Source organism: Siminovitchia thermophila (assembly GCF_016909185.1).
Taxonomy (GTDB): domain Bacteria; phylum Bacillota; class Bacilli; order Bacillales; family Bacillaceae_C; genus Siminovitchia; species Siminovitchia thermophila.
Map to the genome: position 1 here is coordinate 89196 of NZ_JAFBFH010000003.1, position 25061 is coordinate 114256.

General features: G+C 42.5%; 30 protein-coding genes and 1 pseudogene. 6 read left to right on the forward strand and 25 right to left on the reverse strand.

What is annotated here, in order from left to right; all coding sequences use genetic code 11:
• Nucleotides 1-12 precede the first annotated feature (12 nt).
• The 7 genes from resA to JOC94_RS03085 form a co-directional block, all read right to left on the reverse strand.
• The gene (gene resA / locus JOC94_RS03055) at nucleotides 13-540 is read right to left on the reverse strand and encodes a thiol-disulfide oxidoreductase ResA (RefSeq protein ID WP_077113275.1); all 528 of its coding nucleotides are present in this window, start codon (nucleotides 538-540) and stop codon (nucleotides 13-15) included.
• A gap of 107 nt (nucleotides 541-647) precedes the next feature.
• Nucleotides 648-1376: a pseudouridine synthase gene (locus JOC94_RS03060; RefSeq protein ID WP_077113274.1), complete on the reverse strand. Its 729-nt coding sequence runs from the start codon at nucleotides 1374-1376 to the stop codon at nucleotides 648-650.
• A 90-nt stretch (nucleotides 1377-1466) separates the two neighbouring features.
• Nucleotides 1467-2000, reverse strand: a complete 534-nt coding sequence (locus tag JOC94_RS03065; protein ID WP_077113273.1) for a spore maturation protein — start codon at nucleotides 1998-2000, stop codon at nucleotides 1467-1469.
• A 2-nt stretch (nucleotides 2001-2002) separates the two neighbouring features.
• A complete protein-coding gene (locus JOC94_RS03070) occupies nucleotides 2003-2596 on the reverse strand; it encodes a nucleoside recognition domain-containing protein (protein WP_077113272.1) in 594 nt (197 codons plus the stop codon).
• Nucleotides 2589-3734, reverse strand: coding sequence for a D-alanyl-D-alanine carboxypeptidase family protein (locus tag JOC94_RS03075; protein ID WP_139345701.1), 1146 nt, complete (start codon nucleotides 3732-3734; stop codon nucleotides 2589-2591). Before JOC94_RS03075 ends, JOC94_RS03070 begins: the two co-directional genes overlap by 8 nt.
• A gap of 457 nt (nucleotides 3735-4191) precedes the next feature.
• Entirely contained in the window at nucleotides 4192-4776 is a 585-nt protein-coding gene (gene scpB, locus JOC94_RS03080; protein WP_077113270.1) for an SMC-Scp complex subunit ScpB, read from the reverse strand.
• Nucleotides 4763-5521: a segregation/condensation protein A gene (locus JOC94_RS03085; RefSeq protein ID WP_077113511.1), complete on the reverse strand. Its 759-nt coding sequence runs from the start codon at nucleotides 5519-5521 to the stop codon at nucleotides 4763-4765. The genes scpB and JOC94_RS03085 overlap by 14 nt, the downstream gene beginning before the upstream one ends.
• A 723-nt stretch (nucleotides 5522-6244) precedes the next feature.
• On the opposite strand from JOC94_RS03085, the gene JOC94_RS03090 reads away from it, so the two are divergent.
• A complete protein-coding gene (locus JOC94_RS03090; protein ID WP_171973989.1) occupies nucleotides 6245-6742 on the forward strand; it encodes a DUF309 domain-containing protein in 498 nt (165 codons plus the stop codon).
• Nucleotides 6743-7258: 516 nt separating this feature from the next.
• Here JOC94_RS03090 and JOC94_RS03095 read toward each other — a convergent pair.
• From JOC94_RS03095 to JOC94_RS03170, 16 genes and pseudogenes are all read right to left on the reverse strand, one after another.
• Complete coding sequence (locus tag JOC94_RS03095) at nucleotides 7259-7624, reverse strand: GNAT family N-acetyltransferase (protein WP_077113269.1); 366 nt, start codon at nucleotides 7622-7624, stop codon at nucleotides 7259-7261.
• Between the two features lie 255 nt (nucleotides 7625-7879).
• On the reverse strand, nucleotides 7880-9199 hold the full coding sequence (gene lysA / locus JOC94_RS03100) for a diaminopimelate decarboxylase (protein WP_077113268.1): 1320 nt from the start codon (nucleotides 9197-9199) through the stop codon (nucleotides 7880-7882).
• Between the two features lie 133 nt (nucleotides 9200-9332).
• Nucleotides 9333-10829, reverse strand: a complete 1497-nt coding sequence (locus tag JOC94_RS03105) for a spore germination protein (RefSeq protein WP_077113267.1) — start codon at nucleotides 10827-10829, stop codon at nucleotides 9333-9335.
• Nucleotides 10830-10854: 25 nt separating this feature from the next.
• Nucleotides 10855-11310: a stage V sporulation protein AB gene (locus JOC94_RS03110; RefSeq protein WP_077113266.1), complete on the reverse strand. Its 456-nt coding sequence runs from the start codon at nucleotides 11308-11310 to the stop codon at nucleotides 10855-10857.
• Nucleotides 11270-11890 carry a stage V sporulation protein AA gene (locus tag JOC94_RS03115; protein WP_077113265.1) on the reverse strand — a complete coding sequence of 207 codons (621 nt, stop codon included), beginning with the start codon at nucleotides 11888-11890 and terminating at the stop codon, nucleotides 11270-11272. Before JOC94_RS03115 ends, JOC94_RS03110 begins: the two co-directional genes overlap by 41 nt.
• Before the next feature lie 97 nt (nucleotides 11891-11987).
• Nucleotides 11988-12749 carry an RNA polymerase sporulation sigma factor SigF gene (sigF, locus tag JOC94_RS03120; RefSeq protein ID WP_077113264.1) on the reverse strand — a complete coding sequence of 254 codons (762 nt, stop codon included), beginning with the start codon at nucleotides 12747-12749 and terminating at the stop codon, nucleotides 11988-11990.
• 12 nt (nucleotides 12750-12761) lie between these two features.
• Entirely contained in the window at nucleotides 12762-13202 is a 441-nt protein-coding gene (gene spoIIAB, locus JOC94_RS03125) for an anti-sigma F factor (RefSeq protein ID WP_077113263.1), read from the reverse strand.
• A 2-nt stretch (nucleotides 13203-13204) separates the two neighbouring features.
• Nucleotides 13205-13543: an anti-sigma F factor antagonist gene (gene spoIIAA, locus JOC94_RS03130; protein WP_213088966.1), complete on the reverse strand. Its 339-nt coding sequence runs from the start codon at nucleotides 13541-13543 to the stop codon at nucleotides 13205-13207.
• Nucleotides 13544-13664: 121 nt separating this feature from the next.
• Nucleotides 13665-14831 (reverse strand): D-alanyl-D-alanine carboxypeptidase family protein, encoded by a 1167-nt coding sequence (locus JOC94_RS03135; protein ID WP_077113261.1) that lies wholly within the window; start codon nucleotides 14829-14831, stop codon nucleotides 13665-13667.
• Between the two features lie 426 nt (nucleotides 14832-15257).
• Nucleotides 15258-16445, reverse strand: coding sequence for a phosphopentomutase (gene deoB / locus JOC94_RS03140; RefSeq protein ID WP_077113260.1), 1188 nt, complete (start codon nucleotides 16443-16445; stop codon nucleotides 15258-15260).
• Between the two features lie 95 nt (nucleotides 16446-16540).
• A complete protein-coding gene (gene xerD, locus JOC94_RS03145; protein ID WP_077113259.1) occupies nucleotides 16541-17431 on the reverse strand; it encodes a site-specific tyrosine recombinase XerD in 891 nt (296 codons plus the stop codon).
• Between the two features lie 5 nt (nucleotides 17432-17436).
• On the reverse strand, nucleotides 17437-17664 hold the full coding sequence (locus JOC94_RS03150; RefSeq protein ID WP_077113258.1) for a YqzK family protein: 228 nt from the start codon (nucleotides 17662-17664) through the stop codon (nucleotides 17437-17439).
• Nucleotides 17665-17812: 148 nt separating this feature from the next.
• On the reverse strand, nucleotides 17813-18292 hold the full coding sequence (gene fur / locus JOC94_RS03155) for a ferric iron uptake transcriptional regulator (RefSeq protein ID WP_077113257.1): 480 nt from the start codon (nucleotides 18290-18292) through the stop codon (nucleotides 17813-17815).
• Between the two features lie 102 nt (nucleotides 18293-18394).
• Complete coding sequence (gene spoIIM / locus JOC94_RS03160) at nucleotides 18395-19042, reverse strand: stage II sporulation protein M (RefSeq protein ID WP_077113256.1); 648 nt, start codon at nucleotides 19040-19042, stop codon at nucleotides 18395-18397.
• Nucleotides 19043-19143: 101 nt separating this feature from the next.
• On the reverse strand, nucleotides 19144-20304 hold the full coding sequence (locus JOC94_RS03165) for an endonuclease Q family protein (protein WP_077113509.1): 1161 nt from the start codon (nucleotides 20302-20304) through the stop codon (nucleotides 19144-19146).
• A pseudogene (locus tag JOC94_RS03170) lies at nucleotides 20304-20851 on the reverse strand (NUDIX hydrolase). Before JOC94_RS03170 ends, JOC94_RS03165 begins: the two are co-directional and overlap by 1 nt.
• A 72-nt stretch (nucleotides 20852-20923) precedes the next feature.
• Between JOC94_RS03170 and mciZ the strand changes: the two are divergent.
• From mciZ to JOC94_RS03195, 5 genes are all read left to right on the forward strand, one after another.
• Nucleotides 20924-21058, forward strand: coding sequence for a Z-ring formation inhibitor MciZ (gene mciZ, locus JOC94_RS03175; protein WP_077113254.1), 135 nt, complete (start codon nucleotides 20924-20926; stop codon nucleotides 21056-21058).
• A 52-nt stretch (nucleotides 21059-21110) separates the two neighbouring features.
• Nucleotides 21111-22037, forward strand: coding sequence for an aldo/keto reductase (locus tag JOC94_RS03180; RefSeq protein ID WP_205178595.1), 927 nt, complete (start codon nucleotides 21111-21113; stop codon nucleotides 22035-22037).
• Nucleotides 22038-22165: 128 nt separating this feature from the next.
• Nucleotides 22166-22498: a GNAT family N-acetyltransferase gene (locus JOC94_RS03185; RefSeq protein WP_213088957.1), complete on the forward strand. Its 333-nt coding sequence runs from the start codon at nucleotides 22166-22168 to the stop codon at nucleotides 22496-22498.
• Nucleotides 22499-22770: 272 nt separating this feature from the next.
• A complete protein-coding gene (locus tag JOC94_RS03190; protein WP_077113251.1) occupies nucleotides 22771-23097 on the forward strand; it encodes a helix-turn-helix domain-containing protein in 327 nt (108 codons plus the stop codon).
• Nucleotides 23098-23422: 325 nt separating this feature from the next.
• On the forward strand, nucleotides 23423-23590 hold the full coding sequence (locus JOC94_RS03195) for an anti-repressor SinI family protein (RefSeq protein ID WP_205178597.1): 168 nt from the start codon (nucleotides 23423-23425) through the stop codon (nucleotides 23588-23590).
• A gap of 83 nt (nucleotides 23591-23673) precedes the next feature.
• Here JOC94_RS03195 and JOC94_RS03200 read toward each other — a convergent pair whose 3' ends face one another.
• Together JOC94_RS03200 and JOC94_RS03205 are read right to left on the reverse strand one after the other, a co-directional pair.
• Nucleotides 23674-24336, reverse strand: coding sequence for a CoA transferase subunit B (locus JOC94_RS03200; RefSeq protein ID WP_205178599.1), 663 nt, complete (start codon nucleotides 24334-24336; stop codon nucleotides 23674-23676).
• Between the two features lie 19 nt (nucleotides 24337-24355).
• Entirely contained in the window at nucleotides 24356-25045 is a 690-nt protein-coding gene (locus JOC94_RS03205) for a CoA transferase subunit A (RefSeq protein ID WP_205178601.1), read from the reverse strand.
• Nucleotides 25046-25061: the final 16 nt, after the last annotated feature.

Genomic DNA, 25061 nt, shown 5'->3' on the forward strand with positions numbered 1-25061 from the left:
AAACTGCTCCCCTTACGGTTTAATACTCTCCATCATCGCCTGTATTTTCGCTTCCGTCAGCTCGCCTTCTTCCACCTTTACCACATTTCCTTCCGGATCAATCAAAAACGTTGCAGGCAAGTTAATGACACCGTACGTTTTCATTACATCCTGATTTTTGTCTTTCAAAATCGGAAACGAAAGATCATGCTTTTCTACAAATCGTTTGATTGAAAACTCCGGTTCTCCGACATTTACTGCTAAAATTTCAACTCCTTGATCTTTATAAACGTTATACTGATTATCCATAAAAGGCATTTCCCGCTCACACGGCTTGCACCACGTGCCCCAAAAATTCAGGAACACGCCTTTCCCCCTGTAGTCGGATAACTTATGTTGTTCGTCTCCAAGATCCGCCAAAACAAAATCAGGCGCTTGTTCGCCGACTGATACTTTTGAGCGTGAATCTTTCGTAAAGTTGGCGTAAAGTGTGTATGCAATTGCTGCGATCATAATAACAAGAATGATTGTCCGAATGACCAGCCGGTTTTTTTTTGACATGAAAGACCATGCCTCCTTATTAGACGCGAATATCCGTTTACATTATATCATTTTCTTCATAGAGCCATTGCGGTGGTTATGAAGGTTATGTGAAAACTTCCCTGTTCTCAGCATTGCCCTGTTCGGGCGAGAACTTTCAATTTTTTTACCTCATGCGGGGTTAATTCCCGGTATTCTCCCGCATTTAGTCCATGAAGGGTCAAAAAGGCAAACCTTTCTCTTTTTAATTTCATCACCGAATGGCCAATCGCGTCAAACATTTTGCGCACTTGGCGGTTTCTCCCTTCATGAATGGTAATCTCCACAATGGAATGGCCTTTTCGCTTATCGGCTGTTAACATCTTTGTTTTCGCCGGAGCGGTTTTTCCGTCCTCCAATTGGATTCCTCTTTCCAGCTTTTTCAACAATTCTCTTGATGGCAGCCCTTTAACTTTTGCCACATACGTTTTCGGGATTTCATGTTTGGGATGTGTCAATAAATGGGTGAATTCTCCATCATTGGACAGAAGCAAAAGCCCGGATGTATCATAATCCAGGCGTCCAACCGGATATATTCTCTCTTCTACATGCGGAAAAAAATCAGTAACTACTTTCCTGTTCTTGTCATCCTCAACCGCACTGATAACGCCGCGTGGTTTATAAAACAAATAGTATTTCTGTTCCTCTTGCTGCAACGGAATGCCATTCACCTGAATCTTATCCGAAGGTGTTACTTTTGTTCCGAGTTCTGTTACTACTTTTCCGTTCACTGTTACCTTGCCCTCTGCTATCAGCTTTTCCGCCTTTCTTCGAGAAGCGATTCCAGCATGGGCAATGACTTTTTGTAAGCGTTCCATTTTTTCACCTCAAGCCTGCATTTTCTTTATGAATTATTGCATAAGAACAGAGAAAATCAAAGAATGTTGATCCAAAATAAAAAAATCCGGTTATGAACCGAATAAAATAGTCACGATGATGACTGCCGCCGCTATACCGATTACATCAGCTATAAGGCCGACTTTTATAGCATCTCCCATTTTTTTGATTCCCACTGCCCCAAAATAAACCGTTAACACATAAAAGGTCGTATCCGTACTTCCCTGAATGGTTGAGGCCAATCTGCCGATAAAGGAGTCAGGGCCATAAACCGAAATGAGATCACTCATAACACCTAGAGCCGCGGTGCCGGATATCGGCCGTATGAGTGCGAGCGGGACGATTTCCGCGGGAACGCCAATCGAATCCAAAACCGGTTTGATCAGCTGAATCATGAAGTCCAGTGCACCCGAAGACCTGAAAACTGTAATAGCAACAAGCATTCCTACTAAAAACGGAATAATGGAAACCGCAATCTTGATTCCCTCTTTTCCCCCTTCAACGAAATGCTCATAGGTGGGGACTTTTTTCCACGTACCATAGAGTAAAATAACAGCGATGATGACAGGAACAATCCATAAGGACATGGCCGATATAAATTGCATTGCTATTTTACTCCTTTTCGTATTCTTCGGTAATAAAATAGCCGGTCCACAATAATGGCGCCCAACGTAGCACATATGGTGGCCACTAAAGTCGGGCCTACGATGTCTGTCGGCCCGGCTGATTGATAATTCATTCGAATCGCGATAACAGTAGTGGGAATTAGGGTAAATCCTGAGGTGTTAAGGGCAAGAAACGTAATCATCGAGCGGCTTGCAACGGGCTTTCCCCCATTTAATGCTTTTAACTGCTCCATCGCTTTGATACCGAGGGGTGTAGCGGCATTTCCAAGTCCAAACATGTTTGCAATAATATTCGATAAAATATAACCAACGGCGGGGTGATCGCTTGGAACATCCGGAAAAAGCCTCAGAATGGCAGGTCGAAATAGATTGGACAGTTTTTCCAAAAGGCCTGCTTCCTGGGCAATTCGCATCATTCCGAGCCAAAACACAAGAATGCTGATAAGACCAATACACAAAGTAACGGCTTCGTTAGCTGATTGAAAAATAGCTTCGTTCACTTCTTTCATCGTGCCATTCAATCCAGCAAACACGAGGCCGATTAAGGTCATCCCGACCCAAATATAGTTAATCATTTATCTTCACACCTGTCTGAGTGAAAAATAGATTTTTAAAAGTTTGCCACCAGCTTTTGTCTTTGTCATGATCCAATTCCTTTACATAAATGGGAATCGTCCGCACGACATCATTTTGAAAATAAAAAACCGCTTCTCCAGCCTGCCCCTCCTTCATTTTTTTCAGATCTTCCCTAGAAAGCAAACGATACTTGATTTTAATATGGTCCACTTCTGTATTTTGCAACGGGTAATGGACGTCGTGCTTGACAAATAATTGCTTATTATCTGGAAGCCCCTCAACGTTAAATAATTCGCCTTTTGGCAGCAATTGTTTTATTTCGAAATGATCAAAGCCATATTCATACATCGAAATATGGTCATTCCAATCATCGGACGCGTTTAACGTAACGGAAATCAAGTCCATTCCATTTTTGGAAGCTGTCGTGACAAGAGTTCGTCCGGCTCTTTTCGTATAGCCGGTTTTACCGCCGGTTGTATGTTGGTATTTTTCAGTGAGCAAGCGATTTTTGTTTTTCCACCTGGCTTTACCGTCTTCTCGATCCACTGTATATGCTTTTGTTCCCGCGATCTCTTTAAACGTGTCATTGTTCATGGCATATCGCGTAAGAAGCGCCATATCGTAAGGGGTTGAATAATGATTTTCGTGATCATCCAAACCAGTGGGATTGGAAAAAACTGTTTGGCGCATTCCAATTTCCTGCGCTTTTTGATTCATCAGGAAAACAAACCCTTCCACACTTCCCCCCACGTGTTCCGCAATGGCATTGGCAGCATCGTTCCCGGAGCGAAGCATGAGGCCGTATAACAGATCTTCCAGTTTTATTTTTTCGCCGACTTTTAAATAGATAGATGATCCTTCAGTCATCACCGCCGTTTTACTGACCGTAACGGTTTCATCCAGTTTTCCTGATTCAATGGCCACAATAGCTGTCATAATTTTGGTAATGGAAGCGATCCTGGCAGGCACGTCCGAGTTTTGATCATAGAGGACTCTCCCGGACCCTTGCTCCATTAAGATGGCTCCAGATGCACTCAAGGATAACTCAGGCTGCTCTTCCCTGTCTTTTGGCGAAAAGGCGGCGAGCCATAAAAGTATGCACAGACTGATTAAAATCGCATTGATTTTAACAAACATCCTTTTCCCCTCGCCCCCCATTTATTTGTACAAGTCTATGCGCCACTTGTAGTGTTATGACAAAAAGAAGGGCTATTAAACATAAAAAAAAAAGGACATTCATCCGAAATGAAGCCCTTTTTAGCTTTGTTGCGTTTTAGGAATGTTGTAAATTTTGGGTGGCAGTTGGTTTGCCATCTTAGCACATTTCACCGCTAAAGTTTTTGCGCGCAGTTGATGTAACGGAGTAAAAAATGTTAATCTCAAAGAGATAAATTTAGGCAAGCGCATGTGCCTGAGGGCTTGAGCCATGTCCATAAAAAAGCAAAAGAAAAGCGCCTGTAAAAAAGCTAAGACCTCCACTTTAAACAATTCAAAGCAGAATGGAAGATTGTATGTGGGGCAGGAAGAGCCCTCTTTCGCTTTATTTCATCGCGAGTGCTTCAGTTTGTAGTTATAAGCGGGCGCTTGCGTTTCTTTATTTGATGGATTCCTGAAATTTATCATAGAATAAATCTGCTTCTTCTTCCTGTGATCCATCCATTTCCGCGTCGGGCAGCGGAGGGAGTTCTTTCAAATCCTTGAGACCGAAGTAATCCAAAAATTCTCTCGTTGTCCCGTATAAAATCGGTCTTCCAATCCCTTCTTTCCTCCCCACCTCTTTAATAAGTCCTTTGGCAAGAAGCGATCTGATCGGTCGCTCTGTCTTTACACCGCGAATTTCTTCTATTTCAACTCTTGTAATGGGTTGCTTATAGGCAATAATGGCGACTGTTTCAAGCGCGGCCTGAGAAATGGATGGATGCTGCGTATTTTCCACAAGCCTTTGCAAGTATTTCGAAAGCCTTCTTTTCGTCACAAGCTGGTATGTCCCCGCAAGCACTGCAATCGTAATGCCCCTGCACTCGTTGTCGTCATACTCCTTCTTTAATTCATCCACCAGGTCGTACGCTTCCTTTTCGGTCATTTCCAATACATGGCATATTTGCTTGATGCTTAAGCCTTCGTCCCCCGCAGCGAACAATAAGCTTTCCAATATTCCTTTTTCCTTAGCTGCTTTCACGTACAATCTCCTCTTTCGCCTTTATATAAATTTCTTCAAAATTGCCCGTTTGTTCCACATAGACGGCATTACTTTTCATTAACTCCAATATGGCCAAAAACGTCACGATGATGACACTCTTGTCATCATGGTGGAAAAAGTCCGAAAAATGAATCGGCGTCCGATGCTTCTCAACGATTTCCAGCAGCTCTTCCATCCTTTGCTCGATCGTGATTTTTTGAATTTCCACTTTGGCAGCCGCCGGCTTTCGCAGTCTTTTTCTTTTTAACAGTTTGTTATAGGCGGCAAGCATGTCAAAAACCGAGACAGAGTCCGCTTCAGAAATGGGATCGGCGTCCGCGGCAAATTGGGAAAGGTCGCTCGGCGGTTTTGTATAAATATGGCTGCGATCATGTTCTTTTTGTTTAAAAAGTTCGGCGGCTTCTTTGTACCTCTTGTATTCGATCAACTGCTCGACGAGTTCTGTTCGTGGGTCCTCCTCCTCAATTGAAACGTCTTCCTCTTCTTCCTCCGCTTTATTCGGGAGCAGCATCTTACTTTTAATTGACAGAAGTGTCGCTGACATCACCAGATATTCACTTGCTTCATTCAACTCCAGATCCGAAAGCGTGTGTATGTAGACCAAATATTGCTCTGTCACCTCAGCCATGGGAATATCGTAAATATCAATTTCCATCCGTTTGATCAAATGAAGCAGCAGATCAAGCGGTCCTTCAAAAACATTTGTTTTTACTTGATATGTCATAAAATCACCAAATATGTCGTTAAATTGTACTTTATCCCGCACGTAAGGTGCCGTAAGACTCCCACTTCAAGACCTGAGTTGATACAAAAGGTCTAAGTGGGAGAAAACGGCACCTAAATGCCCGATTGGTTCTACTAACATTTCTTGGGAAAGGCATACCAAGAAATGAAGTTTCACTTTATCCCGCACGTAAGGTGCCGTAATACTCCTACTTCGAGACCTGAGTTGATACAAAAGGTCTAAGTGGGAGAAAACGGCACCTAAATGCCCGATTGGTTCAACTAACATTTCTTGGGAAAGGAAAACCAAGAAATGAAGTTTCACTTTATCCCGCATTAACTGGCAGTAAGCCCCTTTGCTTAGAAATCTAAATGTAAGGTAGAAAGTGCCGGGTCAACTGCCTGTAAATGCCCGATTGGTTCAGCTAACATTTCTTGGGAAAGGCATACCAAGAAATGAAGTTTCACTTTATCCCGCATTAACTGGCAGTAAGCCCCTTTGCTTAGAAATCTAAATGTAAGGTAGAAAGTGCTGGGTCAACTGCCTGTAAATGCCCGATTGGTTCAGCTAACATTTCTTGGGAAAGGCATACCAAGAAATGAAGTTTCACTTTATCTTTAATCATACAATATTTTTCGGTTAAGAAGTAAGTAAATTCGGGTGGTAATTTACATATGATATACTTATCTTGAAATGCGCGAAAAAGCGAAAGGGGCTTTGAGATTGATTTATCCTTTCTCATATATACAATTTTTATGTCATTTTCATGGTGACAGAGATTATTTTGAATGCCATGAAGTATTGGAGGAACATTGGAAGAAAAGCGGGATGGAGCGAAGTTCCATTTGGGTCGGTCTTATTCAAGTTGCCGCCAGCCTTTACCACTACCGCAGGGGGAACATGCGGGGTGCGGTTAAATTGTTGACCAGGGCGCTGGAAAGCTTGAGTAAAAAAAGGAGCGAGCTGCATGCTTTGGGGATAAACTATTCTCAACTGATGGAAATACTGCAAAAAAGCTTGAAACATATGAAAAAGTCGCGATTATATACCGCTATTGACTTGCCGATACAAGATGCGGAATTATTGGTCATCTGCAAAGAGCGAGTGCGAAGGCACGGCTCTAGCTGGGGGCGGTTGGATGACGTTTGGGACGAAGGAATTGTTCATAAACACCTGGCAAAAACACATGAAAAAAAGACCGTTATACAACCAAAGCAATAAGCGGACGGTTTAATAACGAGCCAACCATTTAGCTTTTTACCGCCTCGCTAGAAGCTTTTGGAGCCCTAGCTTACCATAAACAAAGAGACTGTGACACAACTAAATCAGCTGATGAAAAAACGAACAATAAAGTGAAACTTCATTCAGTAGGCGTTTTCTTCCACCTCCTACTGAATGTTAGTTGAACCAATCGAGCATTTGGGTGCCGTTTTCTCCCACTTGGACCTTTTGTATTCACTCAAGATCTTGAAGTGGGAGTATTACGGCGCCTTACATGCGGGATAAGTTGTCCTAATGTATAATACGCAAGCTTTTAGCGTAGTCAACATATGTAGACTCCTTCGGGAATAGCTCGAGCTGAAGATCCCGCAGGAAAGCGATCTTTGCTTTCCGAGGAAGCTGAAGCCGTGCCCGCGGAAAGCGAAATATTTGACGTAGCGATGATAGAGATTTTTTAACACAAATAAACCGAACAATTATAAATGAATTGTTCGGCTTTTGCTATTTCGTATTTGCTTATGTCCCAGACTCTTCTTCGTCCGCGATACCGCATTTTTCAAAAAAAGAGGATGTATGCTCATTGGGAACGACCTTTTTCTGTTCATGCAATTGTTTTAAAGACCTTACCATATTTTTGCCAATTCCTTGACATCGGTGGGATGGGTTAACAGAAATGTGCTGCACTTCAATGATGTCGTCGTCAATAACAACCCCGATGAGTCCAGTTATATCTTCTTCCTTCCAAAGATAAAGCTGCCATTTGTCATCGCCTTCGTATTGTTTCATCGTTTGCTGCAGCTTTTTTAAATCTTTTTCATTGGGCATAAACGAAAGAAGGCCCATTGCTATTTTTTCATAACCTTTTTTGTAGCGAATTAACATCATTAATCCCTCATTAGTCTTTTTTCCGTACAGAATATTGTCATTTGTTCGGCACAATTACAAACCAATAGAACAATCCCCATGCAAACGCCAAACCGAACATAAAAAGGAATAAGATTATATTTTGCTTGCGCATGAACGGACACTCCTACCTTCATCATACTCATAAATATGGATAACGGCATAAGAATCAACAAAGTTCATTGTAGCGGCTTTTTCCATTTATCGCAAACTTTTACCTATTGAGGGAATCATTTAGATCGTCGTTTTTTCGCTATAAGGAATATCCAACCGGACAAGATCGTCATAAGTCTCACGCTTTATAATCAAGCGGCTTGTTCCGTTTTCAACAAACACGACGGGAGGTCTTGGAATACGATTATAGTTGCTAGCCATCGAATAACAGTACGCACCGGTACAGAATACCGCCAATAAATCATTTGTTTCCGTTTCTGGGAGCGGCAAATCCCAAATCAGCATGTCTCCCGTTTCACAGCATTTGCCTGCAATGGACACGACCTCTTTTGGTTTTTCGTCCGCACGGTTTGCCATAATGGCATCATATTTGGCGCCATAAAGTGCCGGCCTGATATTGTCGTTCATCCCGCCATCAACAGCCACATATTTTCGAATGTCAGGAACTTCCTTGCGGGAGCCGATTGAATAAAGTGTTGTTCCAGCATCTCCAACGAGGGAACGTCCCGGCTCAATCCAAATTTCCGGCATTGGCAGTGCCAATCTCTTCGTTTCCCGTTTAACCTCCAGAATCATTTCTTCCACATACTGTTCAGGTGGCAACGGTTTATCCTCATCCGTATAACGAATCCCAAAGCCGCCGCCAAGATTGAGAACTTCGGGAGTAAACTGGTATATGTCTTTCCATTCATTAACTTTTCCTAAAATTTTCCTTGCCGCCAATAAAAATCCTGTTGTTTCAAAAATTTGTGAACCGATGTGGCAATGGAAACCGAGCAAATTGAGGAATTTGCTTTCCAACGCTAGGGCCACAGCGGTTTCAGACTGCCCATTTTGTAAATCGAATCCGAATTTCGAATCTTCTTGCCCTGTTGAAATATAGTCATGCGTATGGGCTTCAATTCCCGGTGTAACCCGCAACAAAATATTTACCTTCTGGTTTTTCAGTTGGCAAAGATGATGAAGCATATGAAGTTCATGGAAGTTGTCAACGACAATGCAGCCGATCTGATGGTCAAGCGCCATTTTCAGTTCTTCTTCACTTTTGTTATTCCCGTGAAAATGAATTTTTTCGGCCGGAAAATTCGCGACGATCGCTGTATATAGTTCACCGCCCGAAACAACATCCAGTGACAGGCCCTCTTCATGAACGAGCTGCAGCATGGCTACCGATGAGAAGGCTTTGCTTGCGTATGCTACTTGGTGTTTTACGCCCAATTTTTCAAACATATATTGAAAAGCTCTGGCCCTTTTTCTAATTAAAGCAACGTCGTACACATATAATGGCGTACCATATTTTTCTGCAAGCTTTACGGTATCGCAACCACCGATTTCCAGATGCCCTTTACGATTGATCGTGGCCGTTCCACTTAATTGCATGATGTCTTCCCCCCACTAGTGCATGTATAAGAACAAAGCAATCGGTACTATTTCCGATTGCTTCTCAAGTCAAACATTGACTTATATACTATAAGTAAGCATTACTTTACCATAATATAGAGCATACTGCAATTTATTTTTCGGATTCGCCCGGCCTTTGCCGCACCCTGTTTCTCGGTCGAACAATGCTTGGTCGCAATAAGCTTCCGGGTACTGGACGCCGCATGAAAATTTGGAAGAGAGCGATGGGATTAAAAGGCAAAATCGGCCATAAATAAGGAGCATTTAAAGGTCGCAACGATATTAAAAAAAGTAAATAAATGGTCACCCCCACGATAAATCCGGGTGCTTTGAAAATTGCCACGCAAATGAGCAATAGCATCCGGAAAATTTTATTGGCGACGCTCAATTCATAGCTGGGAGTAGAAAATGTCCCTATGGCGGCTATGGATACATATAAGATGACTTCAGAATGAAATAAACCAACATCTACGGCAATTTGCCCAATCAGAACGGCCGCAATTAACCCCATGGCGGTGGATAATGGTGTCGGGGTATGGATGGCCGCAATTCGCAAAAACTCAATCCCGAGATCGGCAATGAGGATTTGAATGATCAGAGGTATATCAGACTCCTTGTTCGGCCCAATATAAGCCAGTTTTTCCGGCAACAAGGACGGTTCCATGGCATATAAAAACCATAGTGGCAGCAAAAAAATGGATACCCATATGCCAAGAAACCTCGTCCACCTGACAAATGTCCCCACAGCCGGCGATTGCCGGTACTCTTCTGCATGCTGCATATGATGAATAAATGTCGCAGGCGCAATCATCACACTTGGAGATGTATCAATGAAAATCAGGACATGCCCCTCCAGTAAATGAATGGAACCGACATCTGCCCTTTCCGTATAGCGGACGAGTGGGTAGGGATTATAACCCTGTTTCAGCAGAAACTCTTCAACCGTTTTGTCCGCCATCGATATTCCGTCAATATGAATGTTATTCAATTCCTTTTTCACTGTATCAACAAGCTGGGGATTCGCGACTCCGTCTATATACCCGATCGCAACATCTGTTTTGGATCTTTCCCCCACTTTAATCATCTCAAAACGGAGCCTTTCATCACGGATTCTCCTGCGGGTCAATGCCGTGTTAACGATCATATTTTCTACATAACCATCTCTTGATCCCCGTACTACTTTTTCCGTGTCAGGCTCCTCCGGCTCCCTTCCCGGATAGCTCCGAACATCTACAATCATCGCTTGTTTTTCGCCTTCAATGACAATCCCGACCAACCCTGACAGTACTTGATCCACCAATTCATCAAACGTTTTTACATGTTCGACAGATTCGTGGACAAGCCGGTTTTCAATGATTTCTGGCAAGCTTTCGGACGGTTTTTCCTTCTCATTCAAATTAACGAGCTCTTTTAATAATTCAACGATAAATTGAGTGTCACACAGCCCATTGACATAATAGATATGGATTTCGCTTTTTAATATAACGAGTTTTCTGTGTCCAATGTCGAAGCTTGTTCCCAGACCCACCCTGTCTTTAAAGTACTGTTCCAATCGTTTCAAATCAGCCGGAATTTCTCTAAATCGCTTTTCTGCTTTATTTTCACCCATACAATAAGCTCCTTTTTTAACTCGATTATTCAAACTCTACAAAATAGAGCCATTGAAACAAAGAGCCTGCCATTTTACCAAAGACAAGGGCCATTAATAATAAGATCAACTTTCCTTTCATGCCGATCCGTTTTGACAAGATCGGCAAAACATTTAAGACTTCCGTAAGTGCGGCAGCAAGCATTCCAATAAACAATCCATTCGCCAAGCCGACTGGAATTAACAGGCTTGAATACAGCTTGATAGACCCGTTTCGCAAGTCGAACAAAGAGGAGACGACCACACTGATAATGACTGCCCATTCATAAGCCTGTATTTGGTGTCCTGTCTTTGTCAGTTGGGTTAACCTCGGAATAATCCCCAGCACGGTTAAAAAAGCAACAAAACCAATTCCCACGGCAAGCCCGCCAGCCAGGCCGACAAAAATGGTGCATAAAGCACTAACGATCGTCAATCCGCTCTGCACTTTCTTTCTTTTCATGAACGATTACGTACTTGTCCAAATCTTGCTGATAGTTAAACATTTCGATTTCCAGCGGGCTCGGCTCCTCATTAAGTCTCTTTTTGAATAAATGATTAAAAAAGAGGATCATTCCTACTCCCAGTCCAATTGAATAGGGAACCTGCAGTAAATACGGTCTGTCATTTTCTATTCCGGTCAACATCCAATACAGCTTTTGATGAATCTCCTGCATGCTTGTTTCTTCATGGAAGTTCATAATGGTAAGTCCCGAACCGACAAACAAAAGCAGCCAAACAACGATGAATAAAAGAAAGTTGGCTGTCTTTGACTTTTGTACAAATTCGACAATCGTTTCCTCGGGTCCGACTGTTTGAATATTACTCTGTGGAAAGTGGCCGCCGATCTTTTCAATAATCATTAAAGCGTCAATCACAACAAATTTGCCTTCCCTATCTGTTTTCACATACAACTCCAGCGCATACAGCGCTTTCAGCATCTGTTCCGGAGCAATGATGTTGGCAATATCGTAAAGCCTGATGGGCCGTTCCTCTACCATTTCCACTCGGTGCTTCATTTGAATGTATATCGTATCCTCCATTTTCCCACTTCCCGAAACTGCATATTGTGTCATTTATTATCTGCAAAACTGACATGTTCATGCATTTGAAGTGAACAATAAAAAAAGAGCGCATGGATTACGTCGGCTCCATACGCTCTTTCATTTGCTCCAATATTTTTTTTTCAAGACGGGAAACTTGCACTTGCGAAATGTCCAATCGTTTGGCCACTTCTGATTGGGTTTGGTCCTTATAGTATCTTAAATAGACAATCAGCCGTTCTCGTTCATCCAGGCCTCGAATCGCTTCCTCAAGAGCAATTTTATCGAACCACTTATGATCAGCCTGGTCAGACAGCTGGTCCATCAGTGTAATGGGGTCGCCGTCGTTTTCATAAACGGTTTCATGGATAGAGGCGGGAGATCGTCCGGCGTCTTGCGCCATGATGATATCTTCGACCGTTACACCGAGATGATCTGCGATTTCGGATACGGTTGCGACTTTTCCATTTTTCTTGGCAAGCTCATCTTTCGTTTTTCTGATCTTATTGCTTAATTCTTTTAATGACCTGCTTACCTTCACTGTCCCGTCATCGCGAATAAAGCGCTGAATTTCCCCGATAATCATTGGAACAGCATACGTTGAAAATTTCACATCATAAGAAAGGTCGAATTTGTCAACTGATTTTAAAAGCCCGATGCTGCCAATCTGAAATAAATCATCCGGTTCATACCCTCGATTTAGAAAGCGTTGGACGACTGACCATACAAGCCGCATGTTTTTTTCAACAAGCAACTCTCTCGCTTCTTGGTCGCCAGCCTGGCTTCTTTTAATATATTCTTTTACTTCCTCGTCAGTTAAAAAAGGGGCATTTGCATTTTTTTTAAGCTCCACATCCATAGGCGCGGCTCCTTAGTTGCATAACGCTTTATTTTTCGTTACATACTTGATTAAGCGAATGGTTGTGCCTGTACCAGGGTGTGATTCAATTTCCAGGTGATCCACAAAATTCTCCATGATGGTAAATCCCATTCCGGATCTTTCCATTTCCGGCTTCGTTGTAAACAATGGCTGTCTGGCTTCATCAATGTCTCGAATGCCGACACCGTTATCCCGTATGACCAAATCCACCTTTCCATCCTCTATGGCTGCCGAAATATAAACAATTCCCGCCGGGTTTTGTTCGTAGCCATGGATGATGGCATTTGTAACAGCCTCTGACACGACTGTCTTGATCTCCGTCAATTCATCCATTGTCGGATCCAGTTGAGCAATAAAGGCGGCGACAGTCACTCTCGCAAATGATTCATTTTGGCTTAGTGCACTAAACTGAATTTTCATCTCGTTCCTCATTGTTAAGCAACCCCCAATCTTTCAAGTGCAAATTGCTCTGAAGATTCAAAACGGACAATTTTAAAAAGACCGGACAATTCAAACAATCTCTTTACCGGTGGAGAAATAGAGCAAACAACCATTTCTCCTTTTTTTAATTTGATTTGCTTATATCGGCCCAGGATGACCCCAAGCCCTGAACTATCCATAAAAGTAAGCTTTTCGAGGTTTAAAACGAGATGTAAGATGTCATTCTTTTCCATTTCCATACTGATTTTTTCTCGCAGCATTTCCGCGGTGTGATGATCCAGCTCCCCGGATAGACGAATGCACAAGACGTCTTGTTTTACTTCCATTTCCATTGTCAAACCCACTATGCACAGCCTCCTTAAATGTCAATAGTGAGTCAATTCTACCTTTATGTTCCGGATTCCTTCCTCGTGACAAAACTAGAAGTAATTCGCTAAAGTATCTCAAATATCGTTATTTTGATTGTGTAAATAATCCGAAAGACCGTTTATATAACTGCCACCAATTTGCTTTTTCCACGTTTTTTTCAGCGACAAGCGGAGCGGACAGCAATTGCTTTCCGTTTTTTTCAATAATGATTTCTCCGACTTCGTCACCTTTTCTTAATGGAGCCTTGAGGTTTTTATGCAGTTTTACTTTCGTTTGAAAATCTTTAGCTTCCTCATCTTTTTTCGTCAAAATGGAAATGGGTTCTGCGGTTTTGGCATTGACTTCCTTCAACGAACCTTTGCTGATTTTTGCTTTTCCAAGCACTTCATCCTTTGGATAAAGGGAGTGGGAAGCATATTGTGAAAAAGCATAGTCAAGCATTTTTGTAATCTGGGTATTTCTGCTTTTGGATGTCGGTGCTCCAAATACGACAGCAATGACACGCATCCCGTCTTTTTTCGCAGTGGCTGTAAGGCAATACTTCGCGTCGCTCGTAAAGCCGGTTTTTAATCCGTCCACACCGGGATAAAAGCGGACGAGTTTATTCGTATTGACAAGCCAGAATTTTTTATCTGTATCCTCCCGTAAATACGATTCATACAACTTCGTAAAATCTGTGATTTCTTCATGCTTTAACAATTCTTTTGCCATGATGGCCATGTCATGTGCGGTGCTGTAATGATCTTTCGCTGTCAATCCTGTCGTATTTTGAAATTTGGTATCTTTCAACCCCAATTCCGCTGCGCGCTTGTTCATTTTCTCTACGAAAGCTTCTTCACTTCCCGCTATTCGTTCGGCAAGTGCAACAGAGGCATCATTTGCGGAGGCAATGGCGACACCGAGTAACAGCTCCTTGACTGTCATCTCTTCACCAGCCTCAAGAAAGATTTGTGATCCCCCCATAGATGCAGCATACTCGCTCGTCCTGATTTTTTCGTCAAGCTTGAGCTGTCCGCTGTCAAGCGCCTCCATGACTAACAGCATCGTCATCACCTTTGTCATTGATGCGGGCGGCAGTTTTTCTCTGCTATTTTTCTCATATAAAACAGCTCCTGTATCACGCTCAATTAAAATGGCTGATTTCGAATCATCCGAGAGTTCAGTTTTTTTCTCTTCTGCCGATACGGGCTTGAATATAAAAGCTGTGGCGAGTAGCAATAAAGATAAGAATAAAACGGCGAACCTCTTCATCCTAACCCCTCCAATTATTCTTTTAAAAACGGGAAAGTTTACCAACTATCCCCATTCTCTCCTGGAAGAGTTTTTTTATACGATGTTTTATAAAAAAGAATGAAGTATGCTTATCACCCGAGAAGCATTCAACTACTGGCATAGTGCACAGACTACTGTATGAGGTACAGGGTTCCCTGGCTTACCTTTATTCCCGAGATCTTGTTTAGGAAAATGAAACGATCTGGCGCTGTGAAGACTTCCATGATTGGAGGAAGAGAATCCAAAGGCCGAAAAATCCGCCAATTTATACAGCTACAGTCTCCGGTCACGCTTTCACAACCCGGTGACCGGTTTTCCATCGTTCTGCCTGGAAGGACCGTATAAATAAAAAATCAGGTGGAAGAGATAGGTTTTCTTCCACCTGATGATAAGATCATTTCGTGATTAGAGAGGGTCCTCGATTAACAAGTCTAAAAAACTGTCTCCGGCACCGGTCCATTTTAACCGGAAATTGGCGGCAACTGTTGCGCCGACATCAGCGAAAGATTTGCGGATTGGCAGTTCTCCCCCTCTTTTAAACCTTTTTGAATACACTAATAGCGGAACATATTCTCTTGTATGGTCGGTCCCATGATGTGTCGGGTCATTACCATGATCCGCTGTAATGATCAATAAATCATCGTCTTTTAATCTTTCAATGATTTCCGGAAGCCGTTCATCAAACTGTTCGAGCGCTTTTGCGTATCCTTGTGGATCACGTCTGTGTCCGTATTTGGCATCAAAGTCAACCAGATTGATAAAGCTGATCCCGTTAAAGTCTCTTTGCATTGTTTGAATCAGCGTGTCGACCCCTTCCATGTTGGAAGTTGACCGGAATGACTCGGTTATTCCTTCCCCATCGTAAATATCATGTATTTTTCCAATGGCAATCACGTCGAATCCGGCATCACGCAAGTGATTCAAGACAGTTGGCTTGAACGGCTTTAAAGCATAATCATGACGGTTGGCAGTTCTTTGAAAATGACCGGGTGCTCCAATAAAGGGCCGGGCAATCACACGCCCTACTTTAAACTCGTCCGCCAAAGTGATTTCTCGCGCCTTTTTACATATATCATACAACTCTTCAAGCGGGACCACCTCTTCATGGGCGGCAATTTGCAAAACAGAATCAGCCGATGTGTAAACGATCAAGGCCCCGGTTTTCATATGTTCCGGGCCAAGCCTTTCAATGATTTCCGTTCCGCTTGCCGGAATATTGCCGATAATGGACCTGCCTGACGCTTGCTCCAATTTGGTGATCAATAGCTCCGGAAATCCGTTAGGAAATACTTTAAACGGATGGCTCGTAATTAAGCCCATTAATTCCCAATGCCCTGTCATCGTATCCTTTCCCATCGAAGCTTCCCGCATTTTCGTATAGTAGGCAAGGGGCGGATCAGCCTTCTCAATTCCTTTGATTTCCTTTATATTGGAGAGGCCAAGCCTGCCCATGTTGGGCATATGTAAACCGTTCATATTTTCGGCGATATGTCCGAGCGTGTCTGCCCCCATATCTCCGAACTCTTTTGCATCCGGTGCTTCTCCTATCCCTACAGAATCTAAAACAATAATATGAATTCTTTTATATGACATTCCTTGGGCCTCCCTGAATTCAAATGTTGTATGTAACAGTATTATACCCGCTCAGGAACATCAAAAAACCACTTTTGCCTATAGCATAAGCATACTTAAGCGCGGGGGTGGTATTTTGCATACATATCTTTTAATCTCTTTTTTGATACATGTGTATAAATTTGAGTAGTGGATATGTCCGCATGGCCAAGCATTTCTTGGACGGCCCTTAGATCGGCGCCGTTTTCCAGCAAGTGAGTGGCAAAGGAGTGCCTGAAAGTATGCGGAGTGAGTTCTTTTTTGATGTTTGCCTCCGCGGCTATTTTTTTTACGTTTTTCCAAAATCCTTGCCTTGACATCCGTTTTCCATGATGGTTTAAAAATAAGGCGTTCGTTTTGTATTTTTTCCGCAACTTTGGTCTCGCGTTTCGCAAGTATGTTTCCACTGCCTCAATCGCGGCGGAACCGATCGGAATGATTCTTTCCTTATTGCCCTTCCCGACGCAGCGAACAAATCCAATCGTCAAATGAACATCATCCAAATCCAAGTTCAGCAGCTCGGTTACCCTTAAACCGGTTCCATACAAAAGCTCCAGCATGGCCCGGTCACGCATGCCAAATACGGTTGTCGAATCCGGTGCTTCCAACATCGTTTGCACTTCAGTGATGGACAAAACCTTCGGCAGTACTTTCTCCTGCTGCGGCGATTCGATATGAATAGTAGGATCGCGCTCTGCAATCCGTTCTCGAAGCAAAAATTGATGGAAGGAGCGAATGGAGGCGATATGCCTTGCCAATGTTCGCGTTGATTTTCCTTCTCCCTTTAGTTGGCCCAGAAATTGGATAATATGCATTCTGGTAATATCATTATACTGTTTCAGCCTTAACACACTTTGAATATAATGAAGATAGCTTTCCAAATCACGTTCATAAGATTTTATCGTATTGTCTGCCAATCCCTTTTCTACAACCATAAAGTGGATAAAATCTTGAAGTTCATCTTTCATGTTCCCTACTCCCCATTTAAGTAAAAAAGCATGAGACGGGAAAACCAGCTGTTTTTTTCTTCCCCGCCTTGCTGAATCACCTTGATGGCCGTTCCCTCCGGTTCGTCATAACGGCGGTAATTCTCATATTCCTGGCTTATCAAAATCATACCATAATAAAATAAAATCGTGCACGCAGCAAATAATAAAAACACTCTAATGGTACTAAAGATCATCTTGAAAAAGTTCCCCATTTGAAACCCAACCTTTATATCTTTTATTCAAATTATTCCGTATTACCATGATATGCATATCTTGTCTCCATTTATACCTGCACGGTTGGGAAAAGCATCAATGGGCAACAAAAAACGCCTTTTCCTCCTGTTCCGGAAAAAGGCGTTACTATTCTTTATCACGTTTATCATTGGCTTTTTTAGGATCTGGTTTTCCTTGACAGCGCCAGCAAATCCCGTGAAAAGTCAAGCGATGGTCTTTAATTTTAAAATTCCAGTCATGCTCGACGACTTTTTCCACATCTCCAAGCAAATCTTCCTGGATTTCGTCGACTGTCCCACACTCAATACAGATGAGGTGGTGGTGGAAGTGATCAGCTCCCTCTTGCCGTAAATCATAACGGGAAACCCCGTCTCCAAAATTAATTTTATCCACTACTTTTAATTCCGTAAGAAGCTCCAGCGTCCTATATACCGTAGCAAGGCCTATTTCCGGCGATTTTTCTTTGACCAGAAGATAAACATCTTCCGCGCTCAAGTGATCGTCTTCATGTTCAAGCAGCACCCTTACCGTGGCTTCACGCTGGGGAGTAAGCTTATAGCTTGCGGAATGTAGTTGTTTTTTTATTCTTTCGATCCGACTTTCCATCTTATGTATCCTCCCTCGCCACTGTCTTTTATATTATAGCAGACAAAGGCTAATAATCAAATTAAAATCATTATAAAATGGAGGCCGGATTCATTGAGAATGCTATCCTTGAAGCGAGGCTAAAATGGACTTCATCAACACCGGTGCAGCATAGGCTTCGATGCTCGCAGCCACTGTGATAACAGCAACCACAGCTATATACGACATAAAATAACGGGCAAATTCAGGAACGATCCGATAGGAAAATCCCTGCCTGACAAATATTTTTCTGATTAACTTAATTGAAAATGCAATTGATATCGCCCCGATAAAAATATAAACAGGGATGATAAGCAAGTTTTGCGGCAGCAGTGTTACAAAAGCCAACAATAGTCCATTCCAACCCATTTGATGGACAAGAAAACCTACTGAAAAACCGATAGTCACCCCTTTTAAAAAGAGCAATATTAATATTAAAGGGAATCCGATGATAGAAATGCCGAGCAACCACATTAGTCCGACAAATTTCACATTATGAAAAAAACTGATTTTTAACAGCTCTTCTGACTTGCCGATCTTTCCATCGGCAACTTGTCCAAAAAACTGATTCAAGTAATAAAACAAATCTTCTTTTTGCGCGACGGACAAACTGTTGACGATGATGGCACCGAAAATGATGCCCATCACAAACAAAACCATAATAAAACAGTAAATAGAAAAGTAGAATTGTACATGACGCGTGATAAAATTAGAAGAAAACCGTTTCCGCATTTGCTGCTTCCCTCCGTTCTACGATTGTTACATCTTATGAATGGGGACCACAGCATATGACTCAATGGCAACAGTTTTCTCTTTGTGAAAAGATTGGAAAATCACCGCTTGGCAACTTTTCCGTACCGCCCTCCACCACCTGCTTCGAGCTCAAGCCCGCCCTTTCTTGCTTGTAGAATGAGATCTGAAAGTTGTGGCTTGATGACTGCCTGTAAATCTTCTCTTGTCACACGATGCAATATGTTCATTTCAGAGCCGAAGTGATGATATAATGTTTCCTTTGTTTTTGGGCCAAGCCCCGGTAAAAAGTCAAGCGGCACTTGATGAATATAAGGGGGGCGTGTTGGAGGCGTACCGCCTTTCGCCAACTCAGCAATCCTTTCCGAAACACCTTTTGTAAACTTTTTCGACCCGCATTCGCTGCAAGTATCCCCTTCCTTTACTGTGAAGCATTTGGCACATGCCGTTCGATAATATTTGCCAAGAAAAGGATTTAGCCCGTAATTTTCAACAATATGATGCCCATCAAGTCGATGCATCATTTTTTGAATGGACCGGAACGTCGGTGATGCCAAACGCACTTTTTGATACTCTCTTGCCATTTTCGGGAGGGAATGGGCATCCGAATTGGAGAGGAAAACATAGTGATGCAGTTCGTTCATTTGATCAGCCATCGCGGTATCGGAACTTAGCCCGAGTTCCATTGCATCAATTTGATCCTGTGCAAATACTTCTGTTAAAGATTGTTTCACCCCTTTTCCATATAAGCTTTTGAATGGGGTGAACACATGGGCGGGAATAAACAGCCCGCCGAGGGAGCGCACAGTCTCTTGAACGGTCACAGCACTCTCATATACGCGTTGTGTGCTTAGTTGAATATTTGTTACCCGTTTGGAAAGCCAAGCAGAAAAGTCCGTCAACGACTGCAATGTGGGAAAATAGGCAAGAACATGAATCGGACCGCTGCATTTTTCATCCAACAGTTCCATTTCAGTACCAGGGATCAGGGTCACATCTTCTTGAAACCGAAAGCCGCCCTCTTTCAATTCTACCAGTTCACTGGCGTTCAAAAGCATGGTCATTTCTTCTATTACTTCGGGTGAGTGGCAATCTATGACTCCGACAATATCCAATCCTTTTGGAAAGCGGGCCGCCTTTAAAATGTTGGTCAAAGTTAAGTTTTTGGCTGCCGTAATTTTCACCGGTTTGCCTGTATACGTTCTTCCGATATGTATATGCAGGTCGGCAAAATAATCCTTCATCATTGTTTTTGTCCCAAAAGCTCCATGAATTGGACAGCAAAAACAGTTTTGGCATCGTAAATGCGCTTATCATGAATATACTGTAAAGCTTCATCCAAGGTTACTTCAAATAATTCTACAAATTCATCATCGTCCCCATTTAAAGGATTCTCCACTTTCTCCAAGTGCTCTGCATAATAAAGATGGATCACTTCATCGGCAAAACCAGGTGATGTATAAAATGAAGTAATATATTTCATTTGTCCTGCCCGGTATCCCGTTTCTTCTTCCAATTCCCTTTCAGCCGTTACAGCCGGATCTTCACCCGGCTCCAATTTTCCCGCCGGTATTTCTAGAAGAGATCTTTCGAGCGCCTTCCGATATTGTTCAACCATGACTATTTTTTATCTTCCGTCACCGCTATAACGCCTACTGCACCTGGATGGCGCACTATTTCACGTGTTGATGTATTTCCATCAGGAAGCGCAACCTCGTCCACCTGAACACTTATGATGTTTCCTTGAAAAATTGGCTGTGAACGGATTGTTTTTTCTTCAAATTTTTTCAACTTTCTCAGCTCCCTGTTCTATTTCTTTTCTGGATTCTCATATATTTTACCATACACCAGGGAGGGATTGCCGTGAGAGTGATCATTGGAGAAAAACGGATCGTATTATCAGGAAAAGCTTGGGAAATTCAAGCTCTTTTGAAGAAATACGCTAGGAAGCATCAGTTTTTGAAGGATTGGCTGGACTCCTGCACATTGATTGAATAGGCATACCGCATTTCGTTACAATAGATGCTGAATAGTGAAAGGCGGGATGTGTATGGAGAAACGGAAACTTGGAAAATCCAATTTATGGGTGTCAAAAATGGGCCTCGGCTGCATGTCACTCGGGACAGACGAAGTGAAGGCAGCCGGGATCATTGAGGCCGCCATTGAGGAAGGTGTAAATTATTTCGATACAGCCGATTTATACGATTATGGCGTCAATGAGGAAATGGTCGGAAAAATACTTGCTCCCTTCCGCGACGAAGTCATCATCGCCACGAAAGTCGGTAATCGATGGAACGAGCAAAAAGACGGCTGGCGCTGGGATCCATCTAAAAAGTATATAAAAGAGGCTGTCAAAAACAGCCTGCGGCGTCTGAAAACCGATTATATCGACCTGTACCAATTGCATGGCGGAACAATAGAAGACCCCATTGATGAAACAATCGAAGCTTTTGAGGAATTAAAAGCCGAAGGACTCATCCGATTTTACGGCATTTCCTCCATTCGGCCAAATGTCATTCGGGAGTACGTAAATCGTTCCGCCATCGACAGCATCATGATGCAATACAATCTCTTAGACCGGCGTCCGGAAGAATTGATGCCGTTTCTGACAGAAAATGATGTCAGTGTTGTCACACGAGGATCTGTCGCAAAAGGCATGTTGAGTGATAAAATGCTCGAATTAAGAGAAGAGCAATTCGAAGAACTGGAATACCTCAACTATTCTGCGCAGGAGCTGTATGAATTCTATGAAAGTGTAAAAGCGAAGCTGTTAAGTCGTTCCGACAGGACGCTCAATGAATTGGCTCTTCAATTTAACTTATCCAATTCATCAGTAGCCGCTGTTGTAGTCGGCGCCAGCAGCATTGAACAAGTACGGGATAATGCCCGGGCTGTAAACGCACGTCCCTTATCAAATGAAGAAATGGGCATCCTCTCCATATTAACGAAAAAGAATCGGTATTCCAGCCACCGTTAATATCTAAGGTGTTCATTAGAAAAGCAAAATGCCAAGATAGTAATTTATTAAGTCATTTATCATTTAGCTTATAGATCAAAAGCTTACTGGGGATATTCTGAAGAATTCTACAAAAATGTAAAGATGATTTGACTATTACGAAAGAGTATATAGAAAAAAATCCTGTTTATTTACTGGAAAACGATAACAATTTAGTAGCATTTTATAGCTTCTCTATACATGACCGGAAATTAGAAGCGTTATTCATTGATCCCGCTTATATAGGTAAGGGATTGGGAAGGTTTATGTGGGAAGATTTATTAAACAAAGCGAAAGCATTAGGGATAAGCGAATTTACTCTTCATAGTGAACCTAAAGCAGAAGGCTTTTATTTAAAAATGGGAGCGAAAAAGATCGGGATAACTACATCTACTGTTTTTCCTGACCGTAAGCTCCCACTTATGAAGGTTCATGTAATATAAGGATATAAATCTCAAAAATCCGGATCCAAAAGTAATCATTTTTAATATATATTGATATTGTTTTATCAATTTTTTTATTCCTTATTATTGGCAAGACCCGATAAGAATGGTGGAACTTTAACTGCTTCTATTGAATGCCGGAATTGACCTGAAAGCAATACAAAAGTTTTACGGAAGAAGGCGACACCTATATAAAATGATTCGTTGAAAGATTGGCTCTATTCATCGACATTACATATATGGTATAATGGCCTTTGAGTAGGTGACCGCATATGATTGGCCAAAGAATCAAACAATATCGCACACAAAAGAAAATGTCATTATCTGAAATGGCAGAAAGAGCTGGTATTGCCAAATCTTACTTAAGCTCCATTGAACGGAGTATCCAATCCAATCCATCTATTCAGATATTGGAAAAAATTTCATCAGTTCTTGATATCCCAGTTCATTTTTTGCTCCACGGAGAAGCAAAAAATGGTCACTGTGCACTCGACCCAGATTGGGAAGAACTTGTCCGTGAAGCAATGGCCTCCGGAGTTTCTAAAGAAGAGTTCCGCGAGTTTTTGGAATTTAATAAATGGAAAATGAGAAATAAATAACGCCCGGCCGTGAGTGCTGGGTGTTTTTGTCTCGATGACGTGCCAATAGTTCCGCTTCATCGTGAAAAATAGCGCTCATGCATGGTCGATGACCAAAACCTTCCTCTCTGCCGGATTTCCTGCTTTCCCCTCCAAGTATCCTTTTTTCCCGAAGGCTTTTCATACTAAAAACATGGAGAAATGCTAAATATGACGTGTTTTGTCTAATTTTCGTTCTCTATTAAGCAATTACTCCCTTTTCCTCTCCATTCCGTTACTTTATAAAGAACGTATCGTTCCCTATAATGAACGTTATGGGGAAATAGAGCTGTATGGGGGGTCTTTCATGAGAGAAGCAGAAAACAGGCAGAAAAATAGCCAAAAGCTCGATAGCGAATGGGTAACGCTTCTGATGGAAGCAAAGCGACTAAATATAACCCCGGATGAAATTCGCCGCTTCCTTAATAAAAAATCCAAAACCTTTCAGCAAGATGACTTCGACAAAAAATCATAGTTTCGCTGAGAGAAAGATCCATAGACCTAAACATGAGACGGCTTGATTCCCGCGAGAGGAACAAGCCGTCTTTATTTTGATCTTTAATATGCATTCATCGTAACATCCGGATCTACTTGCAATTCCGGCTCCGTTGATGCTTTTACATCCTCTATTGAATATCCCTTGGCCACTTCTTTAAGTACTAATCCGGATTTCGTCACATCCATCACCGCCCGGTCGGTAATGATCCGGTCGACGACCTGCTTGCCTGTTAAAGGCAGGGAACATTCATTTAAAATTTTCGGTTCGCCGTTTCTATTGACATGCTCCATGATAACAATCGTTTTTCCGGCCCCATGAACCAAGTCCATGGCTCCGCCCATGCCTTTGATCATTTTTCCAGGGATCATCCAGTTGGCCAAATCGCCATTTTTTGAAACTTCCATTCCACCCAAAATAGCAATATCCACATGCCCGCCCCGAATCATCGCAAATGATTCGGCACTGTCAAAATAAGCTGCACCTGGAATGGCTGTCACTGTTTCTTTCCCGGCATTGATTAAGTCAGCATCCACCTCGTCCTCCGTCGGATAAGGGCCAATTCCGAGCAAACCATTTTCCGACTGCAACACGACTTGTTTATCTTCAGATATATAATTGGCAACCAACGTAGGCATACCGATGCCGAGATTCACGTAAAAACCGTTTTGAATTTCTTTTTCTGCCCTTTTGGCAATCTGCTCCCGAATGGCAGCTTTGCTCATCTCGTATTCCTCCTTCTCCTTATGCTCTGATCGTTCTTCTTTCAATCCGCTTTTCAAGGCTTCCTTGGATAATGCCTTGTACGTAAATGCCAGGTGTATGAATACAATCGGGATCGAGATCGCCTATTTCAACGAGCGTTTCGACTTCAGCAATCGTTACTTTGCCCGCAGCGGCAATCATTGGATTGAAATTGCGTGCTGTTTTTCGGTAAACAAGATTTCCCATCTTGTCTCCTTTCCAAGCACTGACGAGACTGAAGTCTGCCGTTAACGCTTCTTCCAATACATACTCCTTTCCATTAAATATCCTGACTTCTTTTCCTTCCGCTATCGGAGTGCCGACACCTGCAGGTGTATAAAAAGCCGGGATACCCGCACCACCCGCGCGAATTTTTTCTGCAAGCGTTCCCTGCGGTGTCAATTCCACCTCAATTTCACCAGCCAACACCTGGCGTTCAAATTCTTTGTTCTCTCCCACATAAGAGCCGAAAATTTTTTTTATTTGTTTATTTTGCAAGAGAAGTCCAAGCCCCCAGTCATCGACTCCGCAGTTATTGGAGATAACCGTTAAATCTTTCGCTCCTTTTTCCACAAGAGCCAAAATGAGATTTTCGGGGATTCCGCACAGGCCAAACCCTCCAACCATCAATGTTGAACCATCCGTAATTTCGTCCACAGTGTCCCGAAATGATGTAAAAATCTTTTTCATGTCATTCTGTCCTCCT